The organism is Nonomuraea sp. NPDC005983 (assembly GCF_040614375.1).
GTDB lineage: Bacteria > Actinomycetota > Actinomycetes > Streptosporangiales > Streptosporangiaceae > Nonomuraea.
Genome location: NZ_JBEXUP010000036.1, coordinates 1 through 17,453 on the forward strand (window position 1 = coordinate 1; position 17,453 = coordinate 17,453).

Sequence of the window (17,453 nt, forward strand, 5' to 3'; positions counted from 1 at the left end):
TCACTGGAACTCGGTTGCCGCCGGCCGAGGCCAGCAGCATCATCGCCCGTCGATAGCGCACTGTGTTGGTGCTGCCCCGGCGCACGATCCGTTGTCAGTAGACGGGGCCGAGCACCTTGGACCTGTACACCTCGAAGGTGGACCCCTTGCGAGTGGACCAGCTGGGCAAGCTGGTCCAGCTCTGTACGCTGCGTGGCTCGGATTCGTTCCGACGATGTGGCCTCGGCGCCGCCGGCGGCGCCGAGGCCCGGGTCGCGGAGCTTACGGCCTGAACCCGACTGTGCACCCGTTCCTGGTGGCGTCGGGCATGAGGGCGGCCAGGTCCGCCGAGCGTGGTTGACGCAGGTCGACCGTGCCAGAAGTCAGCGGCAGAGCAGGGCGTTCATGACCGCAGGAAGCGCGTCGGGGGTGGTCGCCTTCCACGCGACGATGCCGTCGGGGCGCACCAGAAGTGGGCCGTACGGCCAGCCGTCGATCAGTTGAGCGCCGGCTGTCACCCACACCGGGTTTCCCGCGTCCGCGAGCACCGTGAAACGCGAGCCCACCAGGTCGAGCGAGGAGAGGCCGTCTGCCACCCACAGGTGCGGGACTCGAGAGCCGACCGAGCCGTCCAGGTCCAGCGCCAGGTCCTCCGTCGACGGCAGTTCCGCCATCGGCGTGCCGTACCGGTAGCCCATGTGCACCACCGGAGCGTTGATCGCGCCCACGCGGGCTCGCTCCGCGGCCATGCCCGGCGCCCAGTGCAACCGTGGGTCGGACAGGCGTAGAAGCGACTGCTCCATGGTCATCATCGCCACGGGCCGCCGCTCGGAAGCGTAGGTGTCGAGCAGTCTGGGTCCCGCCTCGCCGCGCAGGACGTAGGCCAGTTTCCAGGCCAGGTTGTGCGCATCCGCGACGCCGGTGTTCAGCCCGAAGGCGCCCAGCGGCGGTACGGCGTGGGCGGCGTCGCCGACGAGGAACACCCGGCCGGCGGAGAAGGAGTCGGCGACCTGGGCGCGGGGCCGCCACGGCAGCACGCTGACGATCTCCACATCCATCGACGGGTCGCCGATGGCTCCGCGCACCAGGTCGACGGCGCGAGAGGCGTCGCCGGTGGTGTGGAAGACCCATTCCTTCTCCCCGTCAATTGTCACGATCATGCCGGGGGAGTCCGGTGTGGTGACGTCGCAGACGGCGAAGTGTGTGTCGCCCACGATCGGCCGCAGGTCGGCGTGGAACAGCACGTTGTTGGTGCGCTGCCCGACCGCCCCTGGCCCTGAGGTGCCGATGCCGAGGGCGGTGCGTACGGTGCTGCGCACCCCGTCCGCGCCGATCAGGTAGCCGGCGCGCACCTGGTACGGGCCGTCGGGGCCCGACAGCAGCGCGGTGACACCCTCGGAGTCCTGTTCAAGGGAGACAAGGTGGGTGTTGTAGGTGACCGAGGTCCGGCTGAGCAACACGCTGTCCAGCCGGTTCTGTGGGCAGGTGCCGCGCAACACCCCCGGAGTGTAGACCGGGGGTGTTGCGGAGACCTGCGCGCTGGGCCGCATCGTGGTGAAGTCGGCTGAGGCCAGCGTCTCGACGACGATCTTGCCCAGCGAGCCGCCGTTGGCGTCGATGGCGACCGCGTTGACGGCGTCGGCCAGGTCGACCTCGCGCAGGAACTCCATGGTCCGCGGGCCGATCCCGGTGGCTCGCGGCTGCACCTGCGGGCCGGGCTCGCGCTCGATGACCAGTGCGCGTACGCCGTGGTGGGCGAGGAAGACCGCGGCGGCGAGCCCGACGGTGCCGCCGCCGACGATCAGGACATCCTGACTGGGAACACTGTTGCCGTTCATGGGAACAGTGTACCCACATCGGTATGATGGGTTCATGTCACTCGTGTGGAGCCGCGAGCCGTACAGCCCCAAGCGACGGGCGATCAGTGTGCAGAGCCTGGTCGCAGCGGGTATCGCCATCGCTGACGCCGAAGGCCTTGAGGCGTTGTCGATGCGCAGGGTGGCCGCCGAGCTCGGCTCGGGCACCACGTCGGTCTACCGGCATGTGAAGAACCGCGATGAGCTGCTCGACTTGATGGTCGACGCAGTCAAAGGAGAGGACCCCCAGCGTCCGCCCTCGGGAGACTGGCGGGCCGATCTGACCCAGATCGCGCACGGCCAGCGCGCGCTGATGTTGCGCCATACGTGGCTCGCCACCCTGCTTGGTTCCCGCCCGGCGCTCGGCCCGCACTCGCTGCGCCACACGGACTACGCGCTGGCGGCGGCCGAGTCGCTGACAGCGGATCCCACTAGGGCGGCCAACGTCATCGCTTTGATAGGCGACTACGTGCTCGGCGCCGTGTCACGCGAGCTCGCCGAATTGGAGACGCAACGTCGTACGGGACAGAATGAGGATGAGTGGCGCGCGAGCGTTGCGCCGTACATCCGCGAGGTCGTCGAGAGCGGCGCCTACCCCCACTTCGCCAGAGGGGTCGTCGAGGCGCGCGACCAGAGCTTCACCGAGCAGTTCACCTTCGGGCTCGAGCGCATCCTCGACGGCGTCAGCGCAGACTGAATCCGGCCAACACGGCCTCCGGTGGACCTGATTTCGCGCCTGCGACACAGACCCGCCTGGGGCCAGCGCCAGGACCTGCCGGCCGCGGCGGTGCGGGTGCTGATCGATTCGACCAGCGAGCAGATCGACACCGGCACCGGCGAGGCGTTCCCGCCGGCGACCGAGCGGTGCCGACCACCGGGACCTTGGCCCGCCGCCGAGCGGCTCGGCGCCAGGACGCACGTGGTCAGAGGGGCTGGAGCCGGGTCCGCAGGAGGCAGAATTCGTTGCCTTCTGGGTCGGCCAGGACGTGCCAGCTCTCGGTGCCGGTCTGGCCGACGTCGACGGGCCTGGCGCCGAGAGCGAGCAGTCGCTCCAGCTCGGCGTCCTGGTCGCGGTCGGTGGCGTTGACGTCGATGTGCAGTCGGAGCTTCCCGGGCCGCGGGTCGCTGCTGGGGCCGAAGACGAGGGTGGGCTGCGGGCCGCCGAAGCCAGCGTCGGGCGGCCCGATCTCGATGCTTCCGTCGTCTTCCCTGCCGAGTTCGACGTAGCCGAGAACCTTGCTCCAGAATGCGGCGAGCTCGTCGGGGTCGGCGGCGTCGATGACCAGCTCACTGATGCGGCATGCCATGCCCGCCATTGTACGTAGAACACCCGAGAGTCGATCACCGGCCGCGTGCTGGTGGCGGGCGACGTCGCCGGCGGGGGCTCCGAGTGCGTCGGCGTAGAACCGGGGTTCCAGGACGTCGAGGTCGCCGGCCTCGGTGGTGCCCAGGAGGTAGCCCTTGGACAGCGCGGGGCGCTGGTACGGCAGATGGGGTTCGTCGCCGAGGAGGGTGATCGGCCCGTCGTAGCCGTGGTCGAGGCGCAGGGCCTGGGATGCCGTCGCGCCGGCCAGGCTCGCTCCGACGATGACGATGCCGGGATCGGCACCCATGGGTCATACTCCTAAATGATCTCGAGGTTGGCCATCATGCCCATGTCCTCGTGTTCGGCGTTGTGGCAGTGGAAGAGGTAACGGCCGCGGTAGCCGTCGAACCGGGTGATGATCTCCACGGCTTCGCCGGGTCGTAGCGAGATGGTGTCCTTGAGCCCCGCGTCGTGGGCCAGTGGCGCCCTGCCGCTGCGTGAGAGCACGCGGAAGCCGACCAGATGCAGGTGGACGGGATGGTGCACGTCGGCGACGAACCGCCAGACTTCGACGTCGCCGAGCCGGGTCGTGACATCGGTGCGGGCGGGGTCGAACGGCAGGCCGCCGATGAGCCAGCCGTGGCCTGCGTGCATCTGCCCGGCACGGAAGGAGAACTCGCGCACCCTGACGGCGTCCGAACGCCGCCATTCCGGCAGGTCGGTGGACAGCGTGCTGGGGATGCGGCTGTCGTCGGTGGCTCTGCGGGCGACGCGGAAGGCCATCACGTCGCGGGTACGCCCGGAGCCCAGCTGGTTGACGACTCTGACGCGGCTGCCGACCGGGACGCCGGAGAAGTCGATGATCACGTCGTAGCGTTCGGCGGGTGCGATCGGCAGCAGCTGGTGGGTGACCGGGGCGGCGAGCAGCCCCTGGTCGGCCCCGATCTGGACGAGGTCGAGGCGGCGCCCGTCGTCAGTGACCGCTTCGAGTTCGTAGTGGCGGGCGTTGGAGGCGTTGAGGATACGCAGTCGGTAGCGGGCCGCGTCGACCTCGTGCACGGGCCAGGGGGCGCCGTTGACCAGGATCACGTCGCCGAGGACCCCGGCGAGGTACGGCTCGCGGACGCCGGGCCGTACGCGCAGGGTGGGGTCGAGGGCGGGGTATGCCAGGCCGCCGTCGGCGGCGAACGCACGGTCGGCGATCATGAGGGGCAGCTCGCGCGGTCCGGCGGGCAGGCCGAGAGCGTCCTCGGCGTCGTCGTGGATGATGTGCAGCCCGGCCAGCCCCCGCCAGATCGCGGGGGCGGTGAAGTCCATCCGGTGGTCGTGATACCACAGCAGCGTGGGCCGCTGGTCCATCGGGAAGGTGTAGTCCCTCGTCAGCTCGGTCACCACGGCCCTCGGGTCGTGCATGCCATGCTCGGAACCGTGCCCCATGTGCATGGAGTGCTCCTGCCAGCCCTCGGGCAGGACGAGGTCGGTCGGGTACCCGTCGGAAGCCGCTGGCGTCCGTCCACCGTGCAGGTGCACGACGGTCGGCACGGGCAGCTCGTTGCGGTGCGTCACGGTGACCGGCCGGCCGCGGCGTGACTCGATCGTCGGCCCCGGGAAGGTGCCCTCATACGTCCAAAGCGGCGTCCTGACACCGGGAAGGATCTCCGCGCTCGCTTCGCGCTGGGTGATCTGGTAGCGGTCGACTCCGCCCGAGGTACTGACCGGCGCCAGCACGGAGGGAATCGGCAGTGGCACGTGGAAAGGCGGCGGTAGTGGTACGGCACTGCGCAACTCGGCACCGGTGATCGACGGCCTGCGAGCCAGCGCCGCCGTGGCCGACAGCCCGGTGGCCGCCATCAGTCCGAGCGCCCCGCCGATGCCCAGCATCCGCCGCCTGGTGAGGCCACGCTCACGCATTAGGGGCCTCCCTTCGCAAGAGGGGCTGGCGCCAGACGGCGATGAACAGCACGACGAGTGCGGCGACGGTCATCACGCCCAACGGGATGTGCAACCACAGGGCGCCGTCCAACCCGGCGAAGTACTGCACGGTCTCGGCCGCCACCACCGCCATCGTGGCCAGGAACGGCCAGACCTGACGCAGCCGAATCCACGCCACGATCGCCACGATCACCTGCAGGTACCCGATGGAGGTGACCACGTTGGCGCCGACCGCGTGCCAGCGCAGGCTGTCGAAGTCACCGGTCAGATACACCCCGGCGAACACCGGCTGGCCGACGATCGCCACCACATGCGCGCTGGCGACGGCCCGCAGTGTCCACCCCGTCGGTGTCGTCCGACGCGCGGCAATAGTGAGCATGCGATATCCCTCCTCACTTTGTTCTCGCATTCGCGAACGGCCTCGACACTATGGCTGGCGGGTTATTTTGTCTAAGGCGAATATCGCTATGCTGTTATGTATTGGGAGGCATGACGGAGCACGCTCAGGCAGCTCCTGGTGGTGGCACGGCTGGAACACCTCAGCCGCGCGGCCGACGAGCTGGAAGCGCGGTTTCCTGGGGTGGGACCGGAGTACGCCAGAAACCTGCCGCGGTGGATTCGTAGAGCATCCGCCCCAGCGTCTTCTCCCGCAGCCGCACGTCCCGCCGTCGGCACAGCCGGTCGATCCGCGAGCGCCTGGCCGTGGCCGACGTGTTCGAGAAGAAGGGCCGCTGCTACGACCTGTCCGCACTGGCGGACATCGACGCCTTGACTCCCGGGCAGGTCCGGCCGGTGATCGAGAAGCGGGCCGCGCGGCTGGACCGGTCGCTGTTCCTCGACGAAGCCGCGGAATCGCTGGGCTGGCACTACCGCGAGCTAGCCGGGCGTCCCGTCGCGCTCGCTTCGTCGGGCGAGGCGCTGGGCTTGCCCGTTGTGCACATCGCTTACCCACTCCCAGCCGGGCTTAGCCGATGGGCCGACCCGCGGGTCACTGGGAACATGGCCCTCACGCAAGGCGAGCACGTACGCCCGATCCCGCTCGATCCGTGCATGTACCTGATCAGCTCCGCCGACTGACCCGTGGCCAGGGACGACGACATCGACATCGTCTGCCACACCCTCCAGCAGCCGCAGCGCGGCGAGGTAGTCCTCGATCGGGTCAGCGGTGCCGTTCAAGTCGAGCATCGGAATCAAGACATCAGAGAGCATGTCGCCGGCGACGAGAACCCCGCGTTCTTCGATGAACAGCGCCGCATGGCCCGGTGCATGCGCTTGATGCTCGATGATCCGGACTTGAGGGCCATCCCACGGAATCCGCGCCGTCTCAGCGGGCAGGGCTGTGATGAGGCCGTACAGGTCCAGCGGGACCTGCTCGGCGATGCCCGTCGGTTCCAGGTGGGCGGTTATCTCGGCCTTCGCACCAGGGTCGGACAGCTGATCCCGGACAGTGGCCGCGCAGCGCGCCGTGCCGTAACGAGGGGCCGCGCCGAGCTGGGCGTGCCAGAGTAAGTGATCCCAATCCGGATGCGTCGAGAAGCCCGCCACAACGGTCTGCCCCAAATGGGACAGGTCGTTCGAGAGGCAGGCCATTTCGTGGTCCTGCACCCCGGGGTCGATGAGCAACACGCCGGCGCGGCCTTGCACGACAATGGCGTTGCTCTGCACGAACTCGCTCTCGTGGATCAGCACACCCTCCGCGACCTGCCTCAGCACGGTGGCCCCTTCCGCTTGCGATTTGCAACCGCTCGTCGAGACGGTAATACCGGGCGGTGGTAGATTGCAAGCACTATGGGCGAAGCGAATGAGCCGCGGTCGGAGTGCCCGATCAACGCCGCCATCGAGGTGTTCGGGGATCGCTGGAGCCTGATCGTCCTCCGCGACATCGTCTTCGGAGACCGCCGCTATTTCCGAGAGCTGCAGGCCAACTCAATCGAGGGGATCGCCTCAAATATTCTCGCCGACCGACTCAAGCGACTCGTCAAGTCGGGACTGCTCACCCGCGAGGACACGCGAGCCGGCCAGCGGGCACGCTACAGCCTGACCGAACCCGCGATCCAGCTCGTACCCGTGTTCGCACAGCTGGGCAGCTGGGGACTTCGCCACCGACCCACGAGCAGCGCGCTGAAGGCTCGCGCTGTGCTGCTTGAACAAGGCGGCCCCGCGCTCTGGCAAGAGTTCATGGACGAGCTTCGCCGCGAGCACCTTGACTCCAAGCTCCCAGCGCGATCACCGAGTGTTCGCGAGCGCCTGAACGCGGCCTACCTCACTGCCACCAACTCCTCGTAGCCGCCAGGCCGTCGGCCATGTCCCAAGGCGCCAACGGACGTCGCCCGAGATGATGTCTCACATGGGAATGGCATACGGGACACTCCGCGCGGCCGTCCGAGTGCGCGAGATTCGTGTCGATGTCCTAAGCCGCGTGCACGTATGTCGCGGAACCTTGGTTTTGAGAGTGGCCGCTCGGCCGCAGCAGCGTCACCGACGACACCCGGCCCTCGCGGATGGAGATCGCAGTGCGCAGCAGGTCCGTCCAGTGCTTCTCGATCAGGCCCCAGTCGATGGTGCTGTCGCCGAACAGCGCGTCGATGTGCTGGTAGCGGGTGCGGGCGTCGGGACGGTAGAAGATCAGGTCGTGCCAATTGCGGATGCGCGGGAGAAGCTCACACCGGTCCGATAGGGAGGACCGGCAGCTCCCAGACCAGTCATGGTCGCGGCGAGGCCGCGTCCAGGAGAGCACGTCCAGCTTTGGTGAGCTCGTGCGTGGCCGTGCGACCGGCCCGGCTGCTGTCGATCAACCCGGCGTCTCGCAGGATTGCCAGGTGTTCGCTGGCTGTCGGGACGGTGACGCCCACCAGCCTGGCCACAACGGTCGTCTGCAGCGGAGTGGTGAGCGCGGCCAGGATCCTCGATCGAGTCGTTCCCAGAAGCCGGTCAAGGGATCTCGGAGTGGGAGGTGTCGCCCAGAGGTACCGCCCGGATGCCGGGTAATAGATCGCCGGAGTCCAGTGGTCTGAGGTGGTGCACTGCACCCGGTCGGTGATGAACAGTGACGGGACGAGAATGAGTCCCTCGGGGCAGTCGACGTCGAAGTCGACGGTCGACTCGACGGTGATGGTGTCGCCGTCGCACGCCGCGGAGTGGTGCAGGCGCGGAAGGACGGTGCGCAGCCCCTCGCGGTTGACCTGGATGGCCCGGTCCAGCATCTCGGCACGCAGCGCCTGCCGCATGGACGGCCACTCCGGTTCCATGGCCGCCTTCCAGAGGCGGCGCACCGCTTCGGCGGCCTCCAACCTGGCTCGGTCGGGGTCATCGAGCAGTCGGCGGCCTATTTCTGCCCCACGCCCGATACTGGCGTCGACCAACTCGGCGTAGACCTGGTCCGTCGGGGTGGAGAGGAGGGCATCCATGCCTTCTTCGAAGGTCGGCTCACTGGACATCGGCGATGGGTCAAGGAAGTCGGGTCGGTACGCGCCATCGGCCATGAAGACCATGAGCGCGCTCAGGTCCAGGCCCGAAAGACGGTGGTGGCGACGGCGGAGCCACTGGTGGAACATCGGGTGACGCTGCGGTTCGGTCAACAGCCGGGCAAGACTGACCACTTCGTGGATCGGCGACATGGCCCATCGCACGCTCGCAGCACCAGCGCCCAATCGGTAGCGGATCATCTCCATATTGTTAGGCCACCGCCGAAGTGAGCGCGAGCGGAGCGGCGAAGCCCCGAGACTCGGGTCGTGACTGAGACGAAGCCGACGGACTGGCTCTGCAAGCAACCCGAGCGAGCCCGAAAGACGCGAACGATCCGGCTGGGCGCCAGCGGATCGACCATCGAAGTCCTCGCCGGCCCGGCGGAGACTAGCGGGGTCGTGAGCATCTACCGGTGGCGCATGTCGCCCTCCAGCCGGGGACCTGCCCCGCACTTTCACACGACCTTCAGCGAGACCTTCATCGTTGAGGAAGGTGAAGTCGACTACTTCGATGGGCGGGCGTGGCGAACACTGCTGCCCGGCGACACCGCGCATGCCGCGATGGGTGACGTCCACGCGCTTCGGAAGGAGCGCGCCGAACCTGCCACCCTCCTCATGGCACTCTCGCCAGGCGTACCCCGGGAGGAGTACTTCGCGCAGCTCGCCACTGTGAACGAGCGGGACCAGAGCCGGCTTCACGAAGCCCACGACAACCACTTCGTCGACGACTACGAACGGTGATGGCGCCGGCACGGCATACACCCCACTATCTGGAATGCGCTCGTAGAACTGCTCCCGAGAGGCGAGACAACCCATGCTCAGCAACATCGCCACTGTGCTCGCCGGACTGATCGGCGCGGGCATCATCTTCATGGGCGCCTGCGCCTTCTGGGCGCCGCAGGCTGCGGTCGGTTTCGGCATCCCCGACACGCCGACCGAGGACCGCAGCTTCCACGCCTGGCTAGCCGTCAAAGGCGTGCGCGACATCGCCTCAGGGCTCTTCATCTTCATCCTGCTGGCCGACGGAACAACCAGCCTGCTGGGCTGGTTCATGCTGGCCGCCAGCGCCATACCCGTCGGCGACGCGGTGATCGTGCTGCGCAGCAACGGGCCCAAGGCGGCCGTCTACGGCATCCACGGCGCCACCGCCGTGGTGATGCTGACGATCAGCGCGCTTCTGCTTATCGCGTAAACCACGTGGTCCGGCGACCGGCGCTCTTCGACGCGTCCCGCCATCGCCGCACCAGCGATCCAGCAGCCGGTCGACGTTGGACCAGAACAGCGCGGTCAGGCCGCGCCGGTCCTCGGCTCGGCGAGAACCTGCTGAAGCAGCAGCGTGTTGACGTGCACCAGCGCGGACCGCAGCAGGTGCAGCGCCAGCATCGAGGTTCCGGCGTGATCCTTGTCCGGCCGGTCAGGGCGCCGTCCTTGCCGTAGTACAGCATGGTGTTCCTTCGCATTTCTGAGAACTCGAAAAAGGGAGACGACGATGACGATCAACGATCTGCGCGGTGTCCTCAAGGGGCGCGTGCTCCTGGCCGATGACGACGGCTTTGAACAGGCGGCCACCGCGTGGAATCTGACCGTCAGGCAGCCGGTGGCGGCCGTGGCGGAGGCCGCGGACGCCGATGACGTGGCGGCGCTCGTGCGTTACGCGCGGCGGGCGGGTATGACGGTGACCGCGCAGCCGAGCGGGCATGGCGCCTCGGGTGATGTGGAAGGCCTGATCCTGTTGCGTACCGGCCTGCTGAACCAGGTGGAGGTACGCGCGGAGGAGCGCGTGGTCCGGGTGGGCGCGGGCGTGAAGTGGGGGCAGGTGCTGGCGGCGGCCGGCCCGCTGGGTCTGACTGGCCTGTCCGGCAGCGCGCCGGGGGTCAGCGTGACCGGCTACACCCTGGGCGGTGGGGTCGGCTGGTTCAGCCGCAAGTACGGCTTCGCCTCCGACAGCGTGCGGGCTTTCGACATCGTGGACGCCGATGGCGAGCCTGGCCGGGTGACCGCCGAGTCCGATCCCGAGCTGTTCTGGGCGCTGCGCGGCGGTGGCGGGGACTTCGCGGTCGTGACCGCCCTCGAACTCGAGCTGTATCCCGCGCCAGTCCTGTACGGCGGGCGCGTGATCTGGCCGGAGCACCGGACCAGGGAGGTGTACGACGCGTTCCTGGAGATCACCGCCGAGGCGCCGCGTGAACTCAGTGTCTGGATCAACCGGCTCCAGCCCCCCGGCGCGTCGCCGATGGTCACGCTGGATCTGGCCTACCTGGGTGAGGCGGCTCAGGGGGAGGGCCTGCTGGCGCGCATCGACAAGATCGAGGGCGCGATCTTCGACAGCCGCGGCGTCGTCCCGGTTGCCGACCTGGGTGACATCACCGCCGAGCCCACCGATCCGGCCCCATCCATCGCTCGTGCGGAGCTGCTCACCGGCCTGGGCGCGGACGCGGTGGAGCTCCTGCTGGCCAAGCCGGTCGAACCGCTCATCAACGTGCAGATCAGGCACCTGGGCGGGGCGCTCGCCGAGCCGGGCGGCGGGGCCGGTGCGAGCGGCGCGGTGGCTGAGCCGTACCTGCTCGGCCTGCTGGGTCTCGGCCTGCCGCACGCGGCCGATGCGACGCGCGCCAAGCAGGCCGAGGTCGTGGCCGACCTGGGGGCCTACATCAGCGGCCGCAAGCCTTACACCGTGCTGTCCCCCGGTGACACGGCGGCGAAGTCCTTCTCCGGCAGCGCGCTCGCGCGGCTGCGGGAGATCAAGCGGGCCCGTGACCCGCACAACGTGTTCCGCGCGAACTACCCGGTGCTCGGATAGATCGGTTCCCAGCAGGTCACGGCCCCTCCGCCCACCGGGGCGGCGGGGCCGCACCTTGGGCGGCAGCTTCGGTGCGGCGATCCTGGGCTCGATCCTGACGTCCGCCTACCGCGCTGCGGTGCCGCAGCAAGCACGCGAGAGCGTCTTCGCGGGGCTGGCCGCCGCCCGAGCCGCCAGCTCCGCGACCTTGGAGCATACGGTCCGCTCTGCCTTCGTCCATGGCCTGGACCTCGTCCTGCGGGCGTGGGGTGGTTCACTGCTGTTCGGCTGGCGATTGCGTACGCAAGGTCTGTCGCCTGTGTTCGGCCGCCTCGGCCATGTCCTCGGCGAGGAGCTGGAAGAAGTGGCCGGTGCGTTGCAGACGTGCGCCGGCGGGGGTCGCGGCGCCGAGGATGCCGGCGCCGCGCTCGGCGGTCCGGGCCCACATCGTGATGGACCTGGTGCTGGCCGACCAGGCGCGATACCAGACGTCGTCATCGATGAGGTAGCGCTCGCGTCGGCGCTCGGGGTCGCGTTCGCGGGTGACCAGTTCCAGCTTCTCGAGGTAGGCGATCGCCTTGGAGACCGAGGCCGGGCTGACCGCCAGCCGCTGGACCAGTTCGGCGGCGGTGGAGTCACCACTGTCTGCGGTGAACAGGCAGGCGAGCACTCTGGCCGCCATCGGAGGGAGTCCGGTTCGGACCATCATGGCGGTGAATTGTTCCTCGAAATCACACACAGCGTGGACGTCGCGCCCGTAGCCGTCGGCAGCCGGCGTGGGTGCGGCGGCGGTGGGTGCGCGGCGGCGTGCGCGGTGGGCGGCGGCCTCATGGGCCCTTTCGGCCTGGTACGCCTCGGGCCCGCCGTTGCGCGCCACCTCGCGGCTGATGGTCGACGTCGGACGGGTCAGCCGCCGCGCGATCACGGCATAGCCGAATCCTTCACCGAGCCATGCCGCGATGCGCTGCCGGTCCTCCAGGGTCAGCCTGTCGCCTGGCATCCGTCCTCCTGTCGCTGCCGGATCTCATTCCCGGGCCAGTGCGGTCTTTTCACTCCACTCATTGCAACACATGACGAGGCTTCAGCGTTGCAATAATCCTCATATCGTTGCAACTCATTCTGTCTAATTGGTCACATGCCACGGATATGCGCGAGATTTTCTTTGACGCCAGAAGAAAGCAACTGTAGCTTTCCGCTGTCGTGAACGAATATTGGCGGTGATGACACTCCATGAGAGTGCACAACGAGCAAGAGTCAGACATCCGGCCAGGCTGGCGCGAACGAGTCGTCGATCGGATGCTCTCCCGTCGCCTCGGGCTGCGTGCGGCAACCAGCGAGTACACGATCAACCGGCGCGTACGGATCCCGATGCGTGACGGGGTCGAACTGCTGGCTGACCACTACGCGCCGGTCGGAGACTCGGTGGGCACGGTGATGATCCGCTCGCCCTACGGCTGGGAGGGGGTGACGGCGGCCCTGTACCGAGCGCAGTTTCCCACCCGGGGCTACCACCTGCTGCTGGTTCGCTGCCGAGGAACGTTCGGCTCCGCAGGAGTGTGGAATCCGTGGGTGCACGAGATCGACGACGGGACGGACACGCTGGTGTGGCTGCGGACCCAGCCATGGTTCGGCGGCAAGCTAGCGACGATCGGCAACTCCTACCTGGGATGGACGCAGTGGGCACTGCTGATGGATCCACCCCCCGAACTGGCCGCCGCGGTGATCCAGACCGCACCGCACGACTTCAGTGATGCCGCCTACTTCGGCGGAGCCTTCAATCTCAGCGACTGGCTCGGCTGGAGCGAGCAATTGGTGCAGCAGGAACGCATCGGTGCCGTTCGTGCCGTTGTGCGCATGGCCACCGCCGGGCGACGGCAGGCCCCCGCAGTGTCGTGGCTGCCACTGGCACAGGCGGCGGACGTGCTCTGCAACGGGGACGCGCCGTGGTTCCAGAACTGGGCGAGCGTACGCGACCTGTCCGACCCCTTCTGGGAGCCGATGCAGCTGGGCGAGGCCCTGGACCGCGTGCCGGTGCCCATACTGCTGCAGTCCGGCTGGCAGGACATCTTCCTGCCGCAGACCCGGCAGCAGTACGCGCGCCTGCGCGAGCGCGGGCAGGACGTGGCGCTGACCATGGGGCCCTGGACACACCGACAGACCGGCACACAGGGCATGTCCATGCTCGCCCAGGAGACCATGGACTGGCTCGATGAGCACGTAGCCGGTGTCCGGCGCGACGTCCGTCCGGCTCGGGTGCGGATGTTCGTCACCGGCGCCGACACGTGGCGCGACCTACCCGACTGGCCCGAATACCCCATGGACCGATCCCTGTATCCGGCACCAGGAGGCGTACTCGGCGAGCGGCGCCCACCGGACGGCACTCCACCGGCCCGCTTCACCTACGACCCGGCCAGCCCCACCCCGACCGTGGGCGGCCGTCTGCTCGCCCCTGACGGGGGTTACCGGGACGACAGCGCACTGGCCGATCGTGACGACGTGCTCGCCTTCACCGGCGCACCCCTGACGGACGCAGTGGAGGTCATCGGGGCACCCTGGGTGGAATTGGCGCACAGCTCGGACACGCCGCACGCCGATGTGTTCGTCCGCCTCAGCGAGGTAGACGCCAAGGGGCGCTCACATAACGTCAGCGACGGGTTCGTCCGGCTCGACCCTCGGCAGGCGGACGGCGTTGTCCGGATCGAGCTGGACCCCATCGCGCACCGCTTCCGCGCAGGCCATCGCATCCGACTGCTGGTGGCAGGCGGGTCACACCCCCGCTGGGAGCGCAACCTCGGCACGGGCGAGGACCCGGCCACGTCCACGCGGCTCGTCTCCTCCCACCACACCATCGACCTCACCCGGTCCCGACTCCACCTCCCCATCCAGGATCGAACCGGGCAAGTCGGTGTCGGCTCGTGAGTCCCGGGCGAAGTCCAAGACCGACGAGGCGCTGGAGCAGGGCAAGGAGGAACTGCACGCTGCCCTGGAGGAGCTGGAGACGACACTGGCCAATGCCGCACCCGACGACACCGGCACGGTCCGGCTGGATGAGGAGGCGCATCTGCTGGTGCCACCGCTGTCGGCCGAGGACGTACCCGCCGAGGCCAGCTGAAGGACGAACTGACCGCGATGCTGCCGTTCGCCTCGCTGCTGATCGAGCTGGACGCGCGCCACTACCATCTGGAGTTGGCCAAGGTGTTCGGCGGCGGCACCATGAGCTCATCCGACGGCCAGCGGTTTCCCGTCCGCGGCAAGACCCTGACCGGCCGGACGACGGTCATTCACGGCGGTCAAGTGTTGCCGACCTACACCCACGACTTCTTCGGCGTCATCAACATCGACGTTGAGGCGGAATTGGCCAAGCTCGATACCAGCGGCTGGCGGCCGCTACGGCCCGCGCAACTGCGCGAGCTGGGGTTGACGCCCTGACCGGCCCTGCTACCAGAAACTGGTCGACCAGATCACCGCCGAGACCCACGCCGTGCTGGCCGACCGGGCTCGCCGCCACCACCATCAGAACGCTCATGGCCAAGAGCGACTTGGAGGTCGGCGTCGAGGCCGTGCTCTGCGGCGGCAACTGTAATCCGCGGCGCCCAGGGCTCGCCGCATTCGAGGCTGTGTCACGGCTCCATGGCCTGGCGGGCGCGCAGGGCACGGAGCTTGTGACGGTTGCCGCAGCGCTCCATCGCGCACCAGCGGCGGGCGCCGGGGCGGGAGGTGTCGACGAACACCAACGGGCAGTTGTCACTCGCGCACTCGCGGATGCGCTCGGAGAGCGGCCCTGACAGCAGTTCGATCATCTCCCGCGCCAGCGTCGACAGCGCTTGCGTGGCCCGTACCGGCGGTGCCCAGCCCGCGGTCGTGCCGTCGGCGGCCAGTTCGGGGATCAGTGGCGCCGCGGTCGCGGCCCGGTTGATGGTCGCGACCGCTTCGGCGGGCAGGGGGCGGCGCGCCGCCCGGGCGTGAGCCGCGTCCCAGATCGCCTGGCGCAGGACCTTGGCCGTAGTCAGCTCGCGGGCGGTCACGGTGGCCGTCATGACTGCCGCCGGTGGCGGCTGGGCCAGCCACTCAGCGAGGTCGGCAGGCTCGTGGAGGGTCTCGAATATCGCGTACTGACCCTCGCCGCCCGTGTGGGCGAAGTCCAGGCAGACGGCGCCGGCGTCGAACCGGAACGACCCGCCCTTGGGGTCGTGCAGCACCCGTCCGGTTGCGTTCACTCGCATGACACCACTATAAGTGGTGTCACATGAAACCTCTATAACTGGTTTCAGCATCTAAGGAGGAAGTACATGGGCGTACGGCACATCAACCCCGAGGGGCTTCATCGCAGCCCGGCCTTCAGCCAGGCCGTCGTGGTCGAACAGCCGGCGAAGACGATCTACATCGGCGGGCAGAACGGCGTCGGCGCCGACGGCAAGGTTGTTGGTCCCACGGTCGGGGATCAGGCCAGGCAGGCACTCCGCAATCTCGCGACCATTTTGGAGAGCGAGGGGGCGAGCCTGGCGAACATCGTGCACTGGCGCATCGCCGTGGTCGACGGTCACACGTTCGACGAGGGTGTGGCCGCCTTCCAGGAGGTGTGGAACCGGGCCGACCCGCCGCCGGCCATCACGGTTCACGTCGTGGCCGGCTTGGGCCCCGGGTTCCTCGTCGAGATCGACGCCGTCGCCGTCGTGTGACCCCCCGGGGCGGGGGCTACTTCCAGGGGCGGGACCATCCGCTCGCTTACTCCGGCACCGCCTTCCCAACCTCGGATAAGCCGCACGAGGCTCTCAACGGTGGCAGTCACATCGCGTCCGCCTGCACTGCGCAACTCACGCGCGAGACGGGACCGATCCCAGCCGCGTGCGCGGCGCGCCTCGAGAAACGCTGAGCCGAATCCGGGCGGGAGCCGGGACGAGGGGACAGGGTGAGATTGTCTCCACTCCGGCTCGATTCCATCCAGGGATCGGCTCCCTCGGCCTCCGTTCGTCTCCGGCTCCGGGGGCGAGGAACTCGCCAAGGAGGTGAGCCGCGGCCGGGGCTCTGTTGTCGTCAGGTGGTGCGGGCTGCCTGGTGGCCGGTCATGATGGGGGGCCGGTCGGCTGTCGGCTGGTGACGATGACGCCGCGGTGGAGGGCGAGGTCGGGGTTGTAGGTGCGGGCTAGGACGGCGACGCCGGTTGGTGCCTGCCGCACGGTCTCCAGCGCGTTGGTAGCGGGGGAGAGGTTGTCGCCGAAGGCTAGCAGCAGAACGCGTGCCGACCAGCCAGAGCGCTTCTCGTACGCCCCTCGGCGCGCCGCTCCAGCCGACGCGCCTTTGCACCCATGCAGCCCCAACGTGCCAGGGTTCACCGCTGGCGTTGCATGGAGAGGGTCTGCCGCCAATGCTCGGCCGCCTGGGCCATGTCGTGGCCGAGGAGTTCGAAGAACTGGCTGGTGGTACGGAGCCGGTCGCCGGTGGGTGTGTCGGTGCCGAAGATCCCGGCGCCGTGTCGGGTGGTGTCGGCCCATATCGCCATCGCCCTGGCACTGGCCGCCCAGGTGTGGTACCAGACATCGACGTCGACGAAGTACCGCACCCTGCGCGCCTCGCGTTCCCGGACGACCATCTCCCTCTGCTCAAGCCACTTGATGGCATTGGAGATCGTCGCCGGACTGACACGGAGATGTTGGACCAGCTCCGCGGCGGTCAAGCTGCCGCCCTCGCTGAGGAAGAGCGCGGCGAGCACCCTGGCTGTCATGGGTGCCAACCCGGTCTCGATCATCATGGCGACGAACTGTTCTTCAAACTCTCGGGCTGTGCGGACGTCACGGTTGTCGGTGGTGTGCGGAACGTCGGTGTGGGGGGTGCGCTTGCGGCGGCGGGCGCGCCAGCTCGTCGTATGTTGTGCGCGGGCCGCCTGGTAGCCGTGCGGGCCGCCGTTCCTGGCGATCTCGCGGGTGACGGTGGACCTGGACCGTCCCAGCCGGCGGGCGATCTCCGCGTAGGTCAAGCCGGCCGCCAGCCCTTCGGCGATGCGGCGACGATCCTCGGCCGTCAATCGGTCTCCTGGCATGTCACCCTCTCCCTGGGCTGAGCACGCGCCAGCCGTGGCGGACTGCGGTGCCCTGGCAATGCTGTTGCACTCAGCTACAAACTCATTGCACCAATATAGG

General features: G+C 68.6%; 19 protein-coding genes and 1 pseudogene. 9 read left to right on the plus strand and 11 right to left on the minus strand.

Features of this window, described 5'->3' with window-relative positions; translation table 11 throughout:
* Nucleotides 1-362: 362 nt before the first annotated feature.
* Nucleotides 363-1,817 (minus strand): FAD-dependent oxidoreductase, encoded by a 1,455-nt coding sequence (locus ABZ297_RS18045; RefSeq protein ID WP_355346833.1) that lies wholly within the window; start codon nucleotides 1,815-1,817, stop codon nucleotides 363-365.
* Nucleotides 1,818-1,851: 34 nt separating this feature from the next.
* On the opposite strand from ABZ297_RS18045, the gene ABZ297_RS18050 reads away from it, so the two are divergent.
* Entirely contained in the window at nucleotides 1,852-2,532 is a 681-nt protein-coding gene (locus ABZ297_RS18050) for a TetR/AcrR family transcriptional regulator C-terminal domain-containing protein (protein WP_355346836.1), read from the plus strand.
* Nucleotides 2,533-2,758: 226 nt separating this feature from the next.
* On the opposite strand, the gene ABZ297_RS18055 is transcribed toward ABZ297_RS18050, so the two are convergent.
* From ABZ297_RS18055 to ABZ297_RS18070, 4 genes are all read right to left on the minus strand, one after another.
* Nucleotides 2,759-3,142 carry a VOC family protein gene (locus ABZ297_RS18055; RefSeq protein ID WP_355347030.1) on the minus strand — a complete coding sequence of 128 codons (384 nt, stop codon included), beginning with the start codon at nucleotides 3,140-3,142 and terminating at the stop codon, nucleotides 2,759-2,761.
* 317 nt (nucleotides 3,143-3,459) lie between these two features.
* Entirely contained in the window at nucleotides 3,460-5,052 is a 1,593-nt protein-coding gene (locus tag ABZ297_RS18060; RefSeq protein ID WP_355346839.1) for a multicopper oxidase domain-containing protein, read from the minus strand.
* Nucleotides 5,045-5,452, minus strand: a complete 408-nt coding sequence (locus ABZ297_RS18065) for a hypothetical protein (protein WP_355346842.1) — start codon at nucleotides 5,450-5,452, stop codon at nucleotides 5,045-5,047. The genes ABZ297_RS18060 and ABZ297_RS18065 overlap by 8 nt, the downstream gene beginning before the upstream one ends.
* 497 nt (nucleotides 5,453-5,949) lie before the next feature.
* Complete coding sequence (locus ABZ297_RS18070) at nucleotides 5,950-6,786, minus strand: MBL fold metallo-hydrolase (protein ID WP_355346845.1); 837 nt, start codon at nucleotides 6,784-6,786, stop codon at nucleotides 5,950-5,952.
* 75 nt (nucleotides 6,787-6,861) lie between these two features.
* Between ABZ297_RS18070 and ABZ297_RS18075 the strand changes: the two genes are divergently transcribed.
* Nucleotides 6,862-7,359, plus strand: coding sequence for a helix-turn-helix domain-containing protein (locus ABZ297_RS18075; RefSeq protein WP_355346848.1), 498 nt, complete (start codon nucleotides 6,862-6,864; stop codon nucleotides 7,357-7,359).
* 124 nt (nucleotides 7,360-7,483) lie between these two features.
* Here ABZ297_RS18075 and ABZ297_RS18080 read toward each other — a convergent pair whose 3' ends face one another.
* Both ABZ297_RS18080 and ABZ297_RS18085 read right to left on the minus strand, forming a co-directional pair.
* Nucleotides 7,484-7,810 (minus strand): Tn3 family transposase, encoded by a 327-nt coding sequence (locus ABZ297_RS18080; protein ID WP_355346851.1) that lies wholly within the window; start codon nucleotides 7,808-7,810, stop codon nucleotides 7,484-7,486.
* A complete protein-coding gene (locus ABZ297_RS18085; RefSeq protein ID WP_355346854.1) occupies nucleotides 7,776-8,744 on the minus strand; it encodes a DUF5937 family protein in 969 nt (322 codons plus the stop codon). Before ABZ297_RS18085 ends, ABZ297_RS18080 begins: the two co-directional genes overlap by 35 nt.
* Before the next feature lie 60 nt (nucleotides 8,745-8,804).
* Between ABZ297_RS18085 and ABZ297_RS18090 the strand changes: the two genes are divergently transcribed.
* The 3 genes from ABZ297_RS18090 (at nucleotide 8,805) to ABZ297_RS18100 (ending at nucleotide 11,337) form a co-directional block, all read left to right on the plus strand.
* The gene (locus ABZ297_RS18090; RefSeq protein WP_355346856.1) at nucleotides 8,805-9,278 is read left to right on the plus strand and encodes a cupin domain-containing protein; all 474 of its coding nucleotides are present in this window, start codon (nucleotides 8,805-8,807) and stop codon (nucleotides 9,276-9,278) included.
* A gap of 73 nt (nucleotides 9,279-9,351) precedes the next feature.
* Complete coding sequence (locus ABZ297_RS18095; protein WP_355346859.1) at nucleotides 9,352-9,729, plus strand: DUF4267 domain-containing protein; 378 nt, start codon at nucleotides 9,352-9,354, stop codon at nucleotides 9,727-9,729.
* A gap of 297 nt (nucleotides 9,730-10,026) precedes the next feature.
* Entirely contained in the window at nucleotides 10,027-11,337 is a 1,311-nt protein-coding gene (locus tag ABZ297_RS18100) for an FAD-binding oxidoreductase (protein ID WP_355346861.1), read from the plus strand.
* 253 nt (nucleotides 11,338-11,590) lie between these two features.
* On the opposite strand, the gene ABZ297_RS18105 is transcribed toward ABZ297_RS18100, so the two are convergent.
* Together ABZ297_RS18105 and ABZ297_RS18110 are read right to left on the minus strand one after the other, a co-directional pair.
* Nucleotides 11,591-12,025: a helix-turn-helix domain-containing protein gene (locus ABZ297_RS18105; RefSeq protein ID WP_355347033.1), complete on the minus strand. Its 435-nt coding sequence runs from the start codon at nucleotides 12,023-12,025 to the stop codon at nucleotides 11,591-11,593.
* 84 nt (nucleotides 12,026-12,109) lie between these two features.
* Nucleotides 12,110-12,316, minus strand: a pseudogene (locus tag ABZ297_RS18110) (helix-turn-helix domain-containing protein); the annotation flags it as partial.
* Between the two features lie 296 nt (nucleotides 12,317-12,612).
* Between ABZ297_RS18110 and ABZ297_RS18115 the strand changes: the two are divergent.
* The 3 genes from ABZ297_RS18115 to ABZ297_RS18125 are packed head-to-tail and all read left to right on the plus strand — an operon-like array spanning nucleotide 12,613 to nucleotide 14,745.
* Complete coding sequence (locus tag ABZ297_RS18115; RefSeq protein ID WP_355346864.1) at nucleotides 12,613-14,235, plus strand: CocE/NonD family hydrolase; 1,623 nt, start codon at nucleotides 12,613-12,615, stop codon at nucleotides 14,233-14,235.
* Nucleotides 14,222-14,428, plus strand: a complete 207-nt coding sequence (locus tag ABZ297_RS18120) for a hypothetical protein (protein ID WP_355346867.1) — start codon at nucleotides 14,222-14,224, stop codon at nucleotides 14,426-14,428. Before ABZ297_RS18115 ends, ABZ297_RS18120 begins: the two co-directional genes overlap by 14 nt.
* Before the next feature lie 17 nt (nucleotides 14,429-14,445).
* Nucleotides 14,446-14,745, plus strand: coding sequence for a Tn3 family transposase (locus ABZ297_RS18125; protein WP_355346870.1), 300 nt, complete (start codon nucleotides 14,446-14,448; stop codon nucleotides 14,743-14,745).
* Between the two features lie 191 nt (nucleotides 14,746-14,936).
* Here the strand turns inward: ABZ297_RS18125 and ABZ297_RS18130 are convergent, their stop codons facing one another.
* On the minus strand, nucleotides 14,937-15,539 hold the full coding sequence (locus ABZ297_RS18130) for an ABATE domain-containing protein (RefSeq protein WP_355346873.1): 603 nt from the start codon (nucleotides 15,537-15,539) through the stop codon (nucleotides 14,937-14,939).
* 66 nt (nucleotides 15,540-15,605) lie between these two features.
* Between ABZ297_RS18130 and ABZ297_RS18135 the strand changes: the two genes are divergently transcribed.
* Nucleotides 15,606-15,995 (plus strand): RidA family protein, encoded by a 390-nt coding sequence (locus ABZ297_RS18135; protein ID WP_355346876.1) that lies wholly within the window; start codon nucleotides 15,606-15,608, stop codon nucleotides 15,993-15,995.
* 650 nt (nucleotides 15,996-16,645) lie between these two features.
* Here the strand turns inward: ABZ297_RS18135 and ABZ297_RS18140 are convergent.
* The gene (locus tag ABZ297_RS18140; protein WP_355346879.1) at nucleotides 16,646-17,353 is read right to left on the minus strand and encodes a helix-turn-helix domain-containing protein; all 708 of its coding nucleotides are present in this window, start codon (nucleotides 17,351-17,353) and stop codon (nucleotides 16,646-16,648) included.
* Nucleotides 17,354-17,453: the final 100 nt, after the last annotated feature.

Coding starts and splice junctions, on each gene's coding strand:
- ABZ297_RS18075 (WP_355346848.1), top strand. CDS start 6,862: ATGGGCGAAGCGAATGAGCCGCGGTCGGAGTGCCCGATCAACGCCGCC.
- ABZ297_RS18085 (WP_355346854.1), bottom strand. CDS start 8,744: ATGGAGATGATCCGCTACCGATTGGGCGCTGGTGCTGCGAGCGTGCGA.
- ABZ297_RS18100 (WP_355346861.1), top strand. CDS start 10,027: ATGACGATCAACGATCTGCGCGGTGTCCTCAAGGGGCGCGTGCTCCTG.
- ABZ297_RS18055 (WP_355347030.1), bottom strand. CDS start 3,142: ATGGCATGCCGCATCAGTGAGCTGGTCATCGACGCCGCCGACCCCGAC.
- ABZ297_RS18060 (WP_355346839.1), bottom strand. CDS start 5,052: ATGCGTGAGCGTGGCCTCACCAGGCGGCGGATGCTGGGCATCGGCGGG.
- ABZ297_RS18115 (WP_355346864.1), top strand. CDS start 12,613: ATGCTCTCCCGTCGCCTCGGGCTGCGTGCGGCAACCAGCGAGTACACG.
- ABZ297_RS18065 (WP_355346842.1), bottom strand. CDS start 5,452: ATGCTCACTATTGCCGCGCGTCGGACGACACCGACGGGGTGGACACTG.
- ABZ297_RS18140 (WP_355346879.1), bottom strand. CDS start 17,353: ATGCCAGGAGACCGATTGACGGCCGAGGATCGTCGCCGCATCGCCGAA.
- ABZ297_RS18095 (WP_355346859.1), top strand. CDS start 9,352: ATGCTCAGCAACATCGCCACTGTGCTCGCCGGACTGATCGGCGCGGGC.
- ABZ297_RS18045 (WP_355346833.1), bottom strand. CDS start 1,817: ATGAACGGCAACAGTGTTCCCAGTCAGGATGTCCTGATCGTCGGCGGC.
- ABZ297_RS18130 (WP_355346873.1), bottom strand. CDS start 15,539: ATGCGAGTGAACGCAACCGGACGGGTGCTGCACGACCCCAAGGGCGGG.
- ABZ297_RS18105 (WP_355347033.1), bottom strand. CDS start 12,025: ATGATGGTCCGAACCGGACTCCCTCCGATGGCGGCCAGAGTGCTCGCC.
- ABZ297_RS18135 (WP_355346876.1), top strand. CDS start 15,606: ATGGGCGTACGGCACATCAACCCCGAGGGGCTTCATCGCAGCCCGGCC.
- ABZ297_RS18050 (WP_355346836.1), top strand. CDS start 1,852: ATGTCACTCGTGTGGAGCCGCGAGCCGTACAGCCCCAAGCGACGGGCG.
- ABZ297_RS18125 (WP_355346870.1), top strand. CDS start 14,446: ATGCTGCCGTTCGCCTCGCTGCTGATCGAGCTGGACGCGCGCCACTAC.